Source organism: Thioalkalivibrio sp. AKL10 (assembly GCF_000381845.1).
GTDB lineage: Bacteria > Pseudomonadota > Gammaproteobacteria > Ectothiorhodospirales > Ectothiorhodospiraceae > Thioalkalivibrio > Thioalkalivibrio versutus.
The window spans coordinates 998,144-1,011,908 of the sequence record NZ_KB907142.1; the positions used below are offsets into that span (position 1 = coordinate 998,144).

A 13,765-nucleotide genomic window follows, 5' to 3' on the forward strand; every position below is an offset into this window, starting at 1 on the left:
CCGCGCACCGCCCGCAGTCGCCAACCAGATTAATCGACTTTTTCACTACCTCAGTCCGAATTCCGTAAGGAGGAATCCATGGCTCTAATCTCACTTCGCCAGCTTCTGGACCATGCCGCCGAACATGGCTATGGCATGCCGGCGTACAACGCCAACAACATGGAACAGGTCCATTCGATCATGGAAGCGGCCGCTGCGGTCGACTCCCCGGTGATCATTCAGGCCTCCGCCGGTGCCCGCAAGTACGCCGGCGAGCCCTTCCTGCGCCACAACATCATCGCCGCCATCGAGCAGTACCCGGACATCCCGGTTGTGCTGCACCAGGATCACGGCTCCGAGCCGGCAGTCTGCCTGCGCTCCATCCAGTCCGGCTTCAGCTCGGTGATGATGGACGGCTCCCTGATGCCTGACATGAAGACCCCGGCCTCGTACGACTACAACCGTGACGTGACCGCCAAGGTCTCCGAGATCGCTCACGCCTGTGGCGTGTCCGTGGAAGGCGAGCTGGGTTGCCTGGGCTCCCTGGAAACCGGCATGGCCGGCGAGGAAGACGGTTCCGGCGCCGAGGGCCAGCTGTCCCACGACCAGCTGCTGACCGACCCGGACGAGGCCGCCGACTTCGTGAAGAACACCAAGTGCGACGCCCTGGCGATCGCCATCGGTACCTCCCACGGCGCCTACAAGTTCACCCGTCCGCCGACCGGTGACATCCTGGCCATCCAGCGCGTGAAGGAGATCCACGCCCGCATCCCGGATACCCATCTGGTCATGCACGGCTCCTCCTCCGTTCCGCAGGAGTGGCTGCAGATCATCAACAAGTACGGCGGCGACATGGGCGAGACCTACGGCGTGCCGGTCGAAGAGATCCAGGAAGGCATCAAGCACGGCGTGCGCAAGGTCAACATCGACACCGACCTGCGCATGGCCTCCACCGGTGCGGTGCGCAAGTTCCTGGCCGAGAACCCGAAGGAATTCGATCCGCGCAAGTTCCTGAAGGCCTCGACTGCCGCGATGAAGGACCTCTGCCAGGCCCGTTACGAGGCCTTCGGTTGCGCCGGCATGGCGTCCAAAATCAAGCCGATCTCCCTGGACGACATGGTCAAGCGCTACCTGTCCGGCGAGCTGGATCCCAAGGTCAACTGATCCTGCGGATTGCAGCACGAAAAAGGGGGCTTCGGCCCCCTTTTTTTGTGCCATGATGAATGTATTCGTTAGGGAGACGCCGACGCATTCGCGCGGCCGCGTCTCCCTTGGCCTTTCTGGAGGTTTCCACGATGCAACGACTGATCCTTTTCTGCCTGACGACGCTGGTGTTTGCCACCATGGTGGGGAGCGCTCACGCGAACCCGTTCAGCCGCGAGATCGATCCGCAGGACATCATCGATCGCGCCCAGGCGACGGTGGAGAACATGGCGACCCACCCCGAGTACGAGTCCCTTAAAGAGGACCTGCGCGACGCCCGCGGCGTAGTGATCTTCCCGCGCGTGGCTCGCGGGGCCTTCCTGATCGGAGGCTCCGGCGGCATCGGCGTGTTCCTGGCCTGGGACGACGAGCGCGGCGATTATTCGCCGGTGGCGTTCTACTCCCTCGGTTCGGTCAGTTTCGGCATGCAGTTCGGTGGTGATGCCGCCGAGGTGGTGATGGTCGCGCGCACCCAGGATGCGGTGGACTCGATGTTCGGATCCGCCATCCGCCTGGGGGGCGATGCCTCGGTGGCTGCCGGTCCGGTGGGTGCGGGCCGGAGTGCCACCCCGACGGCCGACTTCCTGTCCTACTCGCGGGCGCGGGGTGCCTACCTGGGCATGAGTTTGTCCGGCTCGCGCATGACGGTGCGCGACGACTTCAATGAGGCGTACTACGGCGAGTCCCAGCGCCCGGTGCATATCATCGAGACCCGCCGCGTCGACCGCGAGGGAACCCGTGCCCTGCGCGAGACCCTGGCCGGGTTCCGGGTTGACGAAGAGGAAGCCCCTGCGGCCTCCGAGTCCCGCGGTCAGGAGCGCGAGTCCTCCGGCGGCGTGCGCCCGGACAACTTCGAGGTGGAGAGCTTCTGAGCCAGCGCCGCGCGGGTGATGCCTTCCGCTGACTCGATGATCGGGGCGCTCGTGCGTGAACGCAGCGCGGCGGCATTGTCGAGGCGCGGGTCGGCATCCACCCGGCGCCGGTTCAGTACGATCCCGGCCAGTTGCAGGCCGCGTCGTTCCAGGGCCTCCAGGGTCAGCAGGCAGGTGTTCAGTGTGCCCAGCCGGTCCTCCGCCACCAGCAGGACCGGTAGCCCGAGGGCCGCGGCGAGGTCCGCGTTCAGGCCATCCGCGCAGAGCGGCGAGTAGAAGCCCCCCGCACCCTCCACCAGCCGCGGGCCCGTGCCGTCGGCTGCGCAGGCCGCGGCCAGCTCCGCGATCGTCAGGCGCACGCCCTGGTTCGCGGCGGCCTGGTCCGGGGCGATGGCATCGGGGAAGCGCCAGGGCGTGACCTGCTCGATGGCGGCGTCCGGAAAGCCCGCCGCGTGGGTCAGGTTCATCCCGTCCTCGGGCCGCAGCCCATCCGGGCCCGGCGGGCAGCCGGATTCCACCGGCTTGCGCGGTTGTGGCCGCAGCCCACGATCCCGCCAGAGTTCCAGCAGCGCGCAGCTGACGAAGGTCTTGCCGACGCCGGTGTCGGTGCCGGTGACGAACAGGCCCTGCGGGGACGCTCCTGTCTGTGTCGGGCTCATGCGTCGCGGGTCAGGCGCTCCAGGGCCTCGCGATAGCGCGCCGCGGTCTGTGCCACCACTTCCGTGGGCAGCTCGGGGCCGGGCGGCTGCTTGTCCCAGTCCAGGGTCTCCAGGTAGTCGCGTACGTATTGCTTGTCGAAGGACTCGGGGCTGGTGCCTGGCGCGTAGCGGTCGGCGGGCCAGAAGCGCGAGGAGTCCGGGGTCAGGACCTCGTCGATCAGATGCAGGGTGCCGGCGGCATCGACGCCGAACTCGAACTTGGTGTCGGCGATGATGATGCCGCGCTCGGCCGCGTAGTCGCGCGCCATCGCGTAGATCGAGAGTGCCGCGTCGCGCACCTGCCGCGCCCGGTCCTCGCCGATGGTCGCCACGACGGCATCAAAGTCGATATTGGCGTCGTGGTCGCCGACGTCGGCCTTGGTGCTGGGGGTGAAGATCGCCTCGGGGAGCTTCGAGGCGAGCTCCAGGCCGGCCGGGAGCGGGATGCCGCAGACCGCGCCGCTGGCCTGGTAGTCCTTCCAGCCAGAGCCGATCAGGTAGCCGCGTACCACCGCCTCCACCGGCAGGGCTTCGAGCCGGCGGATCACCAGGCTGCGTCCTTCCAGCGGGGCGCGAACGGCCGGGTCCGGGATCACCTGTTCCAGCGGGATATCGGTCAGCTGGTTGGGAATGCCCAGCTCGCGCTCCACCTTGTGCATCCAGAACTGCGTGATCTCCGTCAGCACTCGGCCCTTCTCGGGCACGGCCGTGGGCAGGATCACGTCAAAGGCGGACAGGCGGTCGGTGGTGACCATCAGCCAGTGGTCGGCGTCCACCGCATAGAGATCGCGCACCTTGCCGCGATGCACGAGTTCCAGGTCGGGGAGGTGGCTTTCAAGCAGGGTGTCAGTCATGCCGCGATTCTACCGGGCGCGGGCCTTGCGCACCACGAAGCGGACGAAGCCACGAAGAAAAGCGATCCACAAGGAGACGCGACGATCGGCAGCAAGCGCATGGGCGCGTCGCGCCTTATCCACCGGCCATTCACGCCCCCGCTTCGCTCTCACCAGTAAGGCCTTCCGGCCTCTGCGTCTCCTTGTGGGTCGCCCTTGACTGGCCTTTTCTTCGTGCCTTGGTGGGCTTCGTGGTGCGCATGGCTTGTCGGGTGGGGCCGGGGTCGCTATCGTTCGGGCCATGACTGAGATGGCAGGCAATTCGGCGGCGCCTCGCGTGGGCGTCGTGATGGGGAGCACCTCCGACTGGGCGACCATGGAGCGGGCGGTGGATGTGCTGGACGAACTCGGGGTCCCGTTCGAGGCCCGGGTGGTGTCGGCTCACCGAACACCGGATCTCCTGTTCGAGTACGCCGAGCAGGCACGCGAGCGTGGTCTACAGGCGATCATCGCCGGGGCCGGGGGGGCGGCGCACCTGCCGGGGATGCTGGCATCCAAGACGCCGGTACCGGTGCTCGGGGTGCCGGTTGCCTCGCGCCACCTGAAGGGGCAGGACTCGCTGCTGTCCATCGTGCAGATGCCGCGCGGCATCCCCGTGGCGACCTTCGCGATCGGCGAGGCGGGCGCGGCCAACGCCGCCTTGTTCGCCGCCGCGATGCTGGCGAACTACGATCCCGATCTGCGTGAGCGTCTGGATGCCTTTCGTCAGTCCCAAAGTCAGGCCGTGCTGGCGCAGACCCTGCCACCGGACCCGTCATGATCCAGCCCCCTGCGACCCTCGGGCTGCTCGGTGGCGGGCAGCTCGGCCGCTATTTCGTGGAGGCCGCACAGGGCATGGGCTATCCCGTATGGGTCCTGGACCCGGACCCGGCCAGCCCGGCCGGGCGAGTGGCGGCGCGCCACCTGTGCCAGGCCTTCGACGACCCCGATGCGCTGCAGGCCCTGGCCGGGGCCTGCGCGGTCATTACCACCGAGTTCGAGAACATCCCGCGCCCGGCCGTGGAGTGGCTGGATGCGCATGCCTGTCTGCGCCCGGGGCCGCGCGCCCTGAGCATTGCCCAGGATCGCCTGGAGGAGAAGGCCTTCCTCGGCGAGATCGGTGTGGCGGTAGCCCCCTGGCAGGCGGTCCTGGCCGGCCAGACGCCCGAAGTGCGAACGGACGCGGGAGGGCCGACGTTCCCCGCGATCCTGAAGACCGCGCGCCTGGGTTATGACGGCAAGGGCCAGGTCCGGCTGGCGCAGGCCGGCGAGTTGCCCGCGGCGCATGCCGAGCTGGGGCTGGTGGACTGCGTGCTGGAGGCCCAGGTCGAGCTGGAGCGCGAGCTCTCGGTGCTGGTGGCGCGAACCGCGGACGGCGCGAACGAGGCCTTTCCGGTGGCGGAAAACACCCATCACGAGGGCATCCTGCACCTGACGCGGGTGCCGGCGCGGGTCGGCGACGAGCCGCGCGAACGCGCCACGGCGATCGCGCGGCACATCGCCGAGCAGCTCGACTACCAGGGGTTGCTGGCGGTGGAGTTCTTCCTCACGGTGGAGGGTGAATTGCTGGTCAACGAGATCGCGCCGCGTCCGCACAACTCCGGGCACTACACCCAGGATGCCTGCACCGTCAGCCAGTTCGAGCAGCAGGTGCGCGCGGTCTGCGGGCTGGGGCTGGCCCCGGCGTTGCTGACCACGCCGGTGGCGATGGTCAACCTGCTGGGTGACCTGTGGCCCGCCGCAGGGGACCCCGACTGGCAGGGCGTGCTGGCTGCCGGCCGCGCGCGGCTGCATCTGTATGGCAAGGCCGAGGCCCGGTCCGGCCGCAAGATGGGGCACGTCAACGTGCTCGGTCTGCCGGGCGAGGATGACGCCGGCGCCGCGGCCTCCACCGCCGAGGCCCTGTGGCAGGGCCTGGCCGAGGCTGTGGAGCGGACTGCGGACGGAGGGGTGGCATGAAGGAGGACTTCCCCACGATCCAGGCGCGGCGTACCCGTCAGGCGGAGCTGAAGCGCGACCTGGAATTCGAGGACACGCTGGCCGGAGAACACCTGCGGTTCCGCACGACCTGGGGCCTGTTCTCGCCGCGCCGCATCGACGATGGCACGCGGATGTTGCTGGAGCGCATCGAGGTGGAGCCAACCGATGCCTGCCTGGATCTGGGCTGTGGCTATGGCCCGATCGGCCTGACGCTGGCGCGCAAGGCGCCGCAGGGCCACTGCACGCTGGTGGACACCAACTTCCTGGCGGTGGAGTACAGCCGGCGTAACGCCGAGCTGAACGGCATCACCAATGTGGACTGCGTGACCAGTAATGGCTTCGCACAGATCCGTGACCGGCGTTTCGATCTGGTCACCTCCAACCTGCCGGCCAAGGTGGGGCGCGAGATGCTCTACACCTACCTGCTGGACGCCCACGAGCAGATGAACCCGGATGGACGCATCTATGTCGTAACCATTACCGGGTTGCGGCGGTTCATCGAGAAGGGGTTCAAGGAAGTGTTCGGCAACTACGACAAGGTCAAGCAGGGCCGCGAGTACACTGTCGCGGCCGCGGTGCGCGAGCCCGACTGAGCATGGTCGAGGGGGCGGGCGAACTGCCGGTTGCGCTCCGGGTGCTGTCCGCCGTGCTGCTGGGTGGCGGCATGCTGGTGATGCTGCGGCGCATGCCCTGGGAGACCTTCTTCGTGCCCGGCCGCGCCCAGCTGTTCGTGATCGCCACGCTGTGCCTGCTGCTGATCTGGAGCCTGCGGGCGCAGGCCCTGGATGGGCTGGCCCTGCATTTTCTGGGTATGGCCACCGTGACCCTGATGTTCGGTTGGCAGCTGGCGATCCTGATGGTCTTCCTGGTAGTGGCGATCCTCGGCCTGTTCGGCGTGCTCCCGCTAGCCGCCTTCCCGTTGACGGTGCTGCTGGCGGGCATCCTGCCGGTCGCGGTCACCTGGGGGCTGCTGCGGCTGTCCGAGGCGCGTCTGCCCGCGCACATGTTCATCTACCTCTACGCGGTCGGTTTCCTCGGCGGGGCGCTTTCGGTGGTTGCCACCGTGCTGGCCTCGGCGGCGATCTACGGGTTGTTCACCGAGCTCGCCTGGCCAGATATCCATCGCGACTACCTGCGCTACCTGGCCCTGCTGGTGCTGCCCGAGGCGGTGATCAACGGGATCGTGATTACCGGCCTGGTCATGGTGCGTCCCGAGTGGCTGGCGACCTGGTCGGACGAGCGCTACATCCACGGACGCTAGGGAAACACTGATCAATGAACGCGTTCGCGTTGGTGCCCCAGGTTTTCCGAGACAAGGCGCGGCGCGCAGCCGGTAGTGCTTCTACCGGCAAGCGGCGCAACGCAGAATCGGGGAACCTGGGGTTCCAACCCCGCAAACGGTTGAAAGCAGGGGCTCGGCCGCTTTTGCGCGGGAACGGCGTTGCGGCTCCTTTGTGCAGAATGACTGCACGGCAGTCACCGCGCCTTGTTCGCACGCAAAAGCGACTCGAGCGCGAACGCGTTCATTGATCAGCGTTTCCCTAGGAAGGCTCCGGCCCGCATTCTCCGACCGATCGAATGGCTCCATGGAGCGGCCTGTGGTTATGTCCCTGTTTGGTTCTATGTTAATGCACCATTCAGGAAAGCCCTGCTAACGTTTGCATCAAGACGGGGCGACGACCCCGCCCGGGAACTTGAACGAGGAGACTACAATAATGAAAACCAAGCTGTTCGTGCTGGCCGGTATTGCCGGCAGTGTCCTGATGCTGTCCAGTGCGGCCCAGGCCGCCGATATCCAGGCGGGTCAGTCCAAGTACCAGAACACCTGTGCCAGCTGTCACGGTGCCCAGGGCAAGGGGCAGGCGATCTTCCCGGCGCTGGTCGGCCAGGACGCGGAAACCGTGGCCAGCCTGCTGGAGCGCTATCGCGCCGGCGAGGAGGTCGGTGATCATACCGCGCTGATGCGTCCGCAGGCCCAGGGCCTGAGCGACGACGACATCGCCAACCTGTCCAACTACATCGCGACCGAGTTCAACTGATCCGGGCGCCTTGGTAGAGGCAAGCGAAGCCAGCCAACGGGCCGGGGGTTTCCCCGGCCCGTTGGCGTTGGAGTGCCGCCCGCTGCGACCACTGGCTTTTGCCTGGCATCCCGGCATCCGGTAAAGTTCGGCGATTCCGAGAGCACGGTCGACGGTCGGCCCTGCTTCACCAGCGATCCCTGCGAGGCTTTCCATGGCACAACCCGATTTCATCGCTCCGTCCATCCTCTCCGCCGACTTCGCCCGCCTGGGCGAGGAAGTCGACAACGTCCTGGCGGCCGGTGCCGACACCGTGCACTTCGACGTGATGGACAACCACTACGTGCCCAACCTGACCATCGGCCCGCTGGTCTGTGATGCCCTGCGCAAGCACGGCGTGACCGCGCCGATCGACGTGCACCTGATGGTCAAGCCGGTGGATCGCATCATCCCGGACTTCGCCCAGGCCGGTGCCAGTTACATCACCTTCCATCCGGAGGCCTCCGATCACATCGACCGCACCCTGCAGCTGATCCACGCCGAGGGCTGCAAGGCCGGGCTGGTGTTCAATCCGGCAACCCCGCTGTCCTGTCTCGAGTACGTGATGGACAAGGTCGACATGATCCTGCTGATGTCGGTGAACCCGGGCTTTGGTGGCCAGAAGTTCATCCCGAATACGCTGGACAAGCTGCGCGCCGCGCGCAAGATGATCGACGACTCCGGGCGTGATATCCGCCTCGAGATCGACGGTGGCGTGAAGGCCGACAATATCCGCGAGATCAAGGCCGCCGGTGCCGATACCTTTGTGGCCGGGTCCGCGATCTTCGGCGCCGGCAGCGACACCGACCCGAACCGCTACGACAGCATCATCCAGCAGATGCGCGACGAGCTGGCCAAGGCCTGAATCGACGGTTACCGGAGACCGGGATGTCCCTGAAACGCCCCCGCATGATCCTGATCGACCTGGACGGCACGCTGATTGACAGCGTGCCGGACCTGGCCTTTAGCGTGGATGCGATGATGCGCGAGCTGGGCCTGCCCGAACGCGGCGAGCCGGCCGTGCGCAACTGGGTCGGCAACGGCGTGGAACGGCTGGTTAAGCGTGCGCTGGTCAACGACCTCGACGGCGAGCCGGACGCGGAGCAGTTCGCACGTGCGCTGCCCGTGTTCATGCGTATCTACCAGGAGAACACCGCCGGGCGTTCGCCGCTTTACCCGGGCGTGCGCGAGGGGCTGGGCCAGCTCAAGGCCGCGGGCTACCGCCTGGGCTGCGTGACCAACAAGGCCGAGCGCTTCACCGTGCCGCTGCTGCGCGAGAAGGGCATCCTCGACGACTTCGAGATCGTGGTCGCCGGCGACGCCCTGCCGCAGAAGAAGCCGGATCCGGCCCCGCTGCTGCACGCGGCCGACAAGCTCGGCGTGGACCCGTCCGAGGCTTTGATGGTCGGGGACTCCAAGAGCGACGTGAAGGCCGCCCGTGCCGCTGGCTTCCAGATCGTCTGCATGACCTACGGCTACAACCACGGCAAGGATATCCGCGACGAGCGCCCGGACGCGGTGCTCGATCGGCTGGACGAGCTGCCAGACCTGCTGCCCGCCCGGGCGGCGTGATCCGTGATGTCGGCAACGGACCGGACAATGGGGCGATGGCGAGACGGCGAATGAACCGCCACGCCATCCATCCCCCTTGTCAGGAACCGTTGTGATGACCCCCGAACAGTTCGATCAGCTGGCCCGCGAGGGCTATAACCGCATCCCGCTGGTGCGCGAGGTCCTGGCGGATCTCGAGACCCCGCTGTCCATCTTCCTCAAGCTGGCCAACCGGCCGTATTCCTATCTGTTCGAGTCCGTGCAGGGCGGGGAGCGCTGGGGGCGGTATTCCTTCATCGGCCTGCCGGCGCGCACCCTGGTGCGCGTGCATGGCCACGACATCACCGTGGAGACCGACGGTGCGGTGGTGGAGCAGACCACCGAGACGGACCCGCTGGCCTGGATCGAGGCCTATCAGGCGCGCTTCAAGGCCGCGGAGCTGCCGGGACTTCCACGCTTCACCGGTGGCCTGGTCGGCTATTTCGGGTTCGAGACCGTGCGCCTGATCGAGCCGCGCCTGGAGGGGCCGGAGAAGCCGGATGCCCTGGGGTTGCCGGATATCCTGCTGATGGTCTCCGAGGAGGTCGTGGTCTACGACAACCTCTCCGGGCGGCTGTACCTGGTGGTACACGCGGATACGACCCAGGCCGGTGGCCAGGCCGTGGCCGCTGCCCGCCTGGACGAACTGGAGGCCCGCCTGGGCGAGCCGCTGGTACCGCCGGAGGATCCGCCGCATCCACACGCGGTGCCGGAGTATGTGTCCGGCTGGTCGGCCGAGGGCTATCAGGCCGCGGTCGCCCGGGCGCAGGAATACATCATGGACGGCGACGTGATGCAGGTGGTGCTGGCACAGCGCATGAGCGTGCCGTTCTCCGCACCGCCGCTGAACCTCTACCGTGCCCTGCGGGCGCTGAACCCGTCGCCCTACATGTACTACCTCGACCTGGACGATCACCACGTGGTCGGTGCGTCGCCGGAGATCCTGGTGCGCCTGGAGGACGACTGCGTGACCGTGCGTCCGATCGCCGGCACCCGCCCGCGTGGGCGTACCGAGGCGGAAGATCGCGCGCTGGAGGCCGAACTGCTGGCGGACCCAAAGGAGCGTGCCGAGCACCTGATGCTGATCGATCTGGGGCGCAACGACGTCGGCCGGGTCTGCGAGATCGGCTCGGTGGAGGTGACTGACACCATGAGTATCGAGCGCTACTCGCATGTGATGCACATCGTCTCCAACGTGGAGGGGCGGCTGGCCCCGGGCCACTCGCCGATGGATGTCCTGCGCGCGACCTTCCCGGCCGGGACCGTCTCGGGGGCACCGAAGATCCGCGCGTTGGAGATTATCGACGAGCTGGAACCGGTCAAGCGCGGGCCCTACTCCGGTGCGGTGGGGTACCTCTCGTGGTCGGGCAATATGGACACCGCGATCGCGATCCGCACCGCCGTGCTGCACGACGGCGAGTTGCACATCCAGGCCGGGGCCGGTGTAGTCCACGACTCGGTGCCGGAAAACGAGTGGCAGGAGACCCTGAACAAGGGGCGCGCGGTGGTGCGTGCGGCCGAGACTGCCCTGGGCGGTCTGGGGCCCCGGCGCCACCGCGACTGAGGGCCGGTCATGCGGTGCGGTGGCCTTCGCATCCTGTTGCTGGTGGTGCTCGGGCTCTGGCTGTTGCCGGGGCTGGCGGCGGCGCAGATCGTGGTGCTGGTACCCGGGGGCTGGGATCGCGGTGACGGTTTTCGCCAGGCCGGGTTCACCGCGGCCCTGAACGCCGCCGGCTATGCCGATGGCGGGCGTGCCCGTGCAAACGTGGGCGCTGCGCACTTCGAGCGAGCCCCCGACCCCGCCGCACGCCAGTTCTATACCGTGGATCTGCCGACCGCTGTGGCTCCACCGGAACGGGCGCGGGCGCTCGGCCAGGTGGTCGATGGTCTGACCCGGCGCCACCCCGGCCGCGAGCTGGTGCTGGTCGGGCATTCCACCGGCGGGGTCGTGGCGCGCGAGCTGCTGGTGCGTCAGCCGCACCCGGCCATCTCCACCCTGGTGACCTTCTCCGCGCCGCATGCGGGGGGCGGCTGGTCTGCGCTGGCGCGTTCGGTGACGGATGCGCTGGCCGATTCCCCACTGGGGCTGTACGCCCCGTTCGCCGGAATGCAGGGGCTGCACCGGCGCGAGGGGCTGTGGGGGCCGGAGGGCGGCTCGCCGGATGCGACGCACCTGGAGTGGCTGAACACGCGGGAGCATCCGCCCATCCGCTATGTATCGGTGGTGCGGCTGGCGGATCCGTGGGTGGATGCCGCCAGTCAGGACATGAACCGTCTCCCGGCCTTGCGCGGACGGGCGCATACCCTGCCCAGCCCTGGCGGGCACCGGTTGGAGGCCGCCGACGGTACCCTGTTGGTGGCGCTGTTGCTGCCCCGATGAGGGCGCACGGTTTCGCCAGCGCGATTGCGGTTGCGGCGCAACCACTCGGGACCCGGGGTATGCTTGGTTCCTGCCTGGGTGCGCATGACCTCGGTTTTATTCGTCTGCCCGTTTCTTTCGGCCTCCAGGGACGTTCGCCATGATCCTGATGCTCGACAACTACGACTCGTTCACCTTCAACCTGGTCCAGTACCTGGGCGAGCTGGGGGCGGAGGTGGTGGTGCACCGCAATGACTGCATCACCCCGGAACAGATTGCGGAGCTCGACCCCACCGGTATCGTGATCTCCCCCGGCCCCTGTACGCCGAACGAGGCGGGGGTGTCGCTGGAGGTGATCCGGCGTTTTGCCGGCGAGATCCCGATCCTCGGGGTCTGCCTCGGGCACCAGGCGATCGGCCAGGTCTTCGGTGGCCGCGTGGTGCGGGCGCGCGAGATCATGCACGGCAAGACCTCGCCGGTGCATCACACCGGGGCCGGGGTGTTCGCCGGGCTGGAGAATCCGCTGGAGGCCACGCGCTATCACTCGCTGGTGGTCGAGGCCGCAAGCCTCCCGGAATGTCTGGAGGTCACCGCCTGGACCCAGCGCGAAGACGGCTCGCGCGACGAGATCATGGGCCTGCGTCATCGCGAGCTGGATGTCGAGGGCGTGCAGTTTCACCCGGAATCCATCCTGACCCGCCAGGGGCACGAACTGCTCGGCAACTTCCTGAGTCGCCTGCCCCAGCCGGCGTGAAGCGCAGGTCAATAGACACCTTTTCACGCGGCCCTTACTGCTTGTTCTGGACGGCAGGTGGGGTTCGCCTGGCCGCGCCTGCTGGCGGTATTGCGGCTCGCACCGCTCGCGCGGCGGCCTCTCGCGGGTCGTGCCCGGCCGGTGTTCACTCTCGATTCCGGCGCGCATGCCTCGCTTGAGGGGCGCCGCCACGGAACGCCGCACGCGGCTGCGCTTCGCCCTGCTGGTAGCGCCGCTGTCCATGCTGGCGCCGTTCTCGCTGGATACCTATCTGCCCTCGTTTCCGGCGATGGCCGAGGCCCTGGCCGTCGATGGTGTGGCGATGCAGGCGACGCTGTCCGCCTATCTGGTCGCGTTCGCCGTTGCCACCCTGATTGCCGGCCCGCTGTCGGATGCCTATGGCCGGCGCCCGGTGGTGTTGTGGGCCCTGCTGGCCTACGTGCTGACCTCGGTGCTGCTGGTGTTCGCGATGGAGTACTGGCAGGTGCTGGCGTTGCGCATGGGACAGGGGCTGGCGGCGGCGGCCGGGGTGGTGGTCGGGCGAGCGCTGATCCGCGATCGCTTTGATCCCACCGACGCGCGGCGGGTGTTCGCGCTGGTCACCATGATGTTCGCGATCGGGCCGGCCGCCGCGCCGATCATCGGCGGCTGGTTGCAGGCGGCGTTTGGCTGGCGTTCGGTGTTCGCCTTCCTGACACTCTACGGCGTCTTCCTGCTGTTGGCGGTGCGCGCCTGGATGCCGGAGACCCTGCCGCCGGTCGGCCGCGTCTCCAGTCACCCGCGTCCGGTCATCCGGGGCTACCTGGGCACGCTGCACAACCCGGCGTTCCTGTTCCCGGTCGCGGTCCATGCGGGGATGTTCGGGGCGATGTTCCTGTTCATTGCCGCGTCCCCGACCATCATCTACGAGCACCTGCAAGGCGGGGAACAGGACTTCTGGTGGTTGTTCGGGCCGCTGGTCGCCGGGCTGGTGGTGGGCGGCTTCGTCGCCGGGCGCGTGGCCGGGGCGGTGAGCCCGCGGCGGGCCGTGGCGATCGGGCTCGGGCTGTCCGGGCTGTCGCTGGCGCTGGTGGGCCTGGCGGTGCTGGCCGACGGCCCGGTGGCTGCGATCACCGGGCCGTTCGCGCTATACAGCTTCGCCCTGGCCACGGCGATGCCGTCGCTGACCCTGCTGGCGCTGGACTGTTACCCGGGCGCGCGCGGCATGGCCGCGGCCATGCAGGCCTTCGTGCAACTGGGCTTCAGTGCGTTGCTGGCACTGTTCCTGGTCGACTGGCTGGACGATGCCATGGGGCGTCTGGTCCTCGCGGCGTTGCTGCTCTGGGCCCTGGCGCTGGCCGCCTGGCTGGTCGCGCCGGGCGGTGGTCGTGCGGGCACCGCGCGGACGTTACACTAGCCGCT

15 protein-coding genes are annotated in these 13,765 nt (G+C 68.1%); 13 read left to right on the top strand and 2 right to left on the bottom strand.

Translation table 11 applies throughout. The annotated features are described in order from the left end of the window. Window positions 1-78: 78 nt before the first annotated feature. Window positions 79-1,143: a class II fructose-bisphosphate aldolase gene (fba, locus tag G333_RS0104775; protein WP_018145142.1), complete on the top strand. Its 1,065-nt coding sequence runs from the start codon at window positions 79-81 to the stop codon at window positions 1,141-1,143. A 131-nt stretch (window positions 1,144-1,274) separates the two neighbouring features. Continuing rightward, on the top strand, window positions 1,275-2,054 hold the full coding sequence (locus tag G333_RS0104780; protein ID WP_019567443.1) for a lipid-binding SYLF domain-containing protein: 780 nt from the start codon (window positions 1,275-1,277) through the stop codon (window positions 2,052-2,054). Here the strand turns inward: G333_RS0104780 and bioD are convergent. Both bioD and G333_RS0104790 read right to left on the bottom strand, forming a co-directional pair. Next, window positions 1,994-2,713, bottom strand: coding sequence for a dethiobiotin synthase (bioD, locus tag G333_RS0104785; protein ID WP_019627809.1), 720 nt, complete (start codon window positions 2,711-2,713; stop codon window positions 1,994-1,996). The genes G333_RS0104780 and bioD overlap by 61 nt on opposite strands. Next, window positions 2,710-3,606, bottom strand: a complete 897-nt coding sequence (locus G333_RS0104790; RefSeq protein WP_019627810.1) for a phosphoribosylaminoimidazolesuccinocarboxamide synthase — start codon at window positions 3,604-3,606, stop codon at window positions 2,710-2,712. Before G333_RS0104790 ends, bioD begins: the two co-directional genes overlap by 4 nt. A gap of 289 nt (window positions 3,607-3,895) precedes the next feature. Between G333_RS0104790 and purE the strand changes: the two genes are divergently transcribed. The 11 genes from purE (at window position 3,896) to G333_RS0104845 (ending at window position 13,760) form a co-directional block, all read left to right on the top strand. After that, complete coding sequence (gene purE, locus G333_RS0104795) at window positions 3,896-4,405, top strand: 5-(carboxyamino)imidazole ribonucleotide mutase (RefSeq protein ID WP_019627811.1); 510 nt, start codon at window positions 3,896-3,898, stop codon at window positions 4,403-4,405. Then, the gene (locus G333_RS0104800) at window positions 4,402-5,583 is read left to right on the top strand and encodes a 5-(carboxyamino)imidazole ribonucleotide synthase (protein ID WP_019627812.1); all 1,182 of its coding nucleotides are present in this window, start codon (window positions 4,402-4,404) and stop codon (window positions 5,581-5,583) included. Before purE ends, G333_RS0104800 begins: the two co-directional genes overlap by 4 nt. Next, the gene (locus tag G333_RS0104805) at window positions 5,580-6,197 is read left to right on the top strand and encodes a class I SAM-dependent methyltransferase (protein ID WP_018937374.1); all 618 of its coding nucleotides are present in this window, start codon (window positions 5,580-5,582) and stop codon (window positions 6,195-6,197) included. The genes G333_RS0104800 and G333_RS0104805 overlap by 4 nt, the downstream gene beginning before the upstream one ends. A 2-nt stretch (window positions 6,198-6,199) precedes the next feature. Continuing rightward, a complete protein-coding gene (locus G333_RS0104810) occupies window positions 6,200-6,865 on the top strand; it encodes an energy-coupling factor ABC transporter permease (RefSeq protein WP_019627813.1) in 666 nt (221 codons plus the stop codon). Between the two features lie 454 nt (window positions 6,866-7,319). Continuing rightward, window positions 7,320-7,643, top strand: a complete 324-nt coding sequence (locus G333_RS0104815; protein ID WP_018952353.1) for a c-type cytochrome — start codon at window positions 7,320-7,322, stop codon at window positions 7,641-7,643. Between the two features lie 193 nt (window positions 7,644-7,836). Continuing rightward, complete coding sequence (rpe, locus tag G333_RS0104820) at window positions 7,837-8,526, top strand: ribulose-phosphate 3-epimerase (protein ID WP_019627814.1); 690 nt, start codon at window positions 7,837-7,839, stop codon at window positions 8,524-8,526. A gap of 23 nt (window positions 8,527-8,549) precedes the next feature. Next, window positions 8,550-9,233: a phosphoglycolate phosphatase gene (locus G333_RS0104825; RefSeq protein ID WP_019627815.1), complete on the top strand. Its 684-nt coding sequence runs from the start codon at window positions 8,550-8,552 to the stop codon at window positions 9,231-9,233. A gap of 94 nt (window positions 9,234-9,327) precedes the next feature. Beyond that, complete coding sequence (trpE, locus tag G333_RS0104830) at window positions 9,328-10,815, top strand: anthranilate synthase component I (RefSeq protein ID WP_018952354.1); 1,488 nt, start codon at window positions 9,328-9,330, stop codon at window positions 10,813-10,815. 9 nt (window positions 10,816-10,824) lie between these two features. Further along, the gene (locus G333_RS0104835; protein ID WP_018952355.1) at window positions 10,825-11,631 is read left to right on the top strand and encodes a triacylglycerol lipase; all 807 of its coding nucleotides are present in this window, start codon (window positions 10,825-10,827) and stop codon (window positions 11,629-11,631) included. Between the two features lie 139 nt (window positions 11,632-11,770). Further along, a complete protein-coding gene (locus tag G333_RS0104840) occupies window positions 11,771-12,364 on the top strand; it encodes an aminodeoxychorismate/anthranilate synthase component II (protein ID WP_019571529.1) in 594 nt (197 codons plus the stop codon). Window positions 12,365-12,530: 166 nt separating this feature from the next. After that, window positions 12,531-13,760 carry a multidrug effflux MFS transporter gene (locus tag G333_RS0104845; RefSeq protein WP_019563889.1) on the top strand — a complete coding sequence of 410 codons (1,230 nt, stop codon included), beginning with the start codon at window positions 12,531-12,533 and terminating at the stop codon, window positions 13,758-13,760. Window positions 13,761-13,765: the final 5 nt, after the last annotated feature.

Coding starts and splice junctions, on each gene's coding strand:
- G333_RS0104845 (WP_019563889.1), top strand. CDS start 12,531: ATGCCTCGCTTGAGGGGCGCCGCCACGGAACGCCGCACGCGGCTGCGC.
- G333_RS0104815 (WP_018952353.1), top strand. CDS start 7,320: ATGAAAACCAAGCTGTTCGTGCTGGCCGGTATTGCCGGCAGTGTCCTG.
- G333_RS0104810 (WP_019627813.1), top strand. CDS start 6,200: ATGGTCGAGGGGGCGGGCGAACTGCCGGTTGCGCTCCGGGTGCTGTCC.
- G333_RS0104790 (WP_019627810.1), bottom strand. CDS start 3,606: ATGACTGACACCCTGCTTGAAAGCCACCTCCCCGACCTGGAACTCGTG.
- G333_RS0104780 (WP_019567443.1), top strand. CDS start 1,275: ATGCAACGACTGATCCTTTTCTGCCTGACGACGCTGGTGTTTGCCACC.
- G333_RS0104805 (WP_018937374.1), top strand. CDS start 5,580: ATGAAGGAGGACTTCCCCACGATCCAGGCGCGGCGTACCCGTCAGGCG.
- trpE (WP_018952354.1), top strand. CDS start 9,328: ATGACCCCCGAACAGTTCGATCAGCTGGCCCGCGAGGGCTATAACCGC.
- G333_RS0104825 (WP_019627815.1), top strand. CDS start 8,550: ATGTCCCTGAAACGCCCCCGCATGATCCTGATCGACCTGGACGGCACG.
- rpe (WP_019627814.1), top strand. CDS start 7,837: ATGGCACAACCCGATTTCATCGCTCCGTCCATCCTCTCCGCCGACTTC.
- fba (WP_018145142.1), top strand. CDS start 79: ATGGCTCTAATCTCACTTCGCCAGCTTCTGGACCATGCCGCCGAACAT.
- bioD (WP_019627809.1), bottom strand. CDS start 2,713: ATGAGCCCGACACAGACAGGAGCGTCCCCGCAGGGCCTGTTCGTCACC.
- G333_RS0104835 (WP_018952355.1), top strand. CDS start 10,825: ATGCGGTGCGGTGGCCTTCGCATCCTGTTGCTGGTGGTGCTCGGGCTC.
- G333_RS0104840 (WP_019571529.1), top strand. CDS start 11,771: ATGATCCTGATGCTCGACAACTACGACTCGTTCACCTTCAACCTGGTC.
- G333_RS0104800 (WP_019627812.1), top strand. CDS start 4,402: ATGATCCAGCCCCCTGCGACCCTCGGGCTGCTCGGTGGCGGGCAGCTC.
- purE (WP_019627811.1), top strand. CDS start 3,896: ATGGCAGGCAATTCGGCGGCGCCTCGCGTGGGCGTCGTGATGGGGAGC.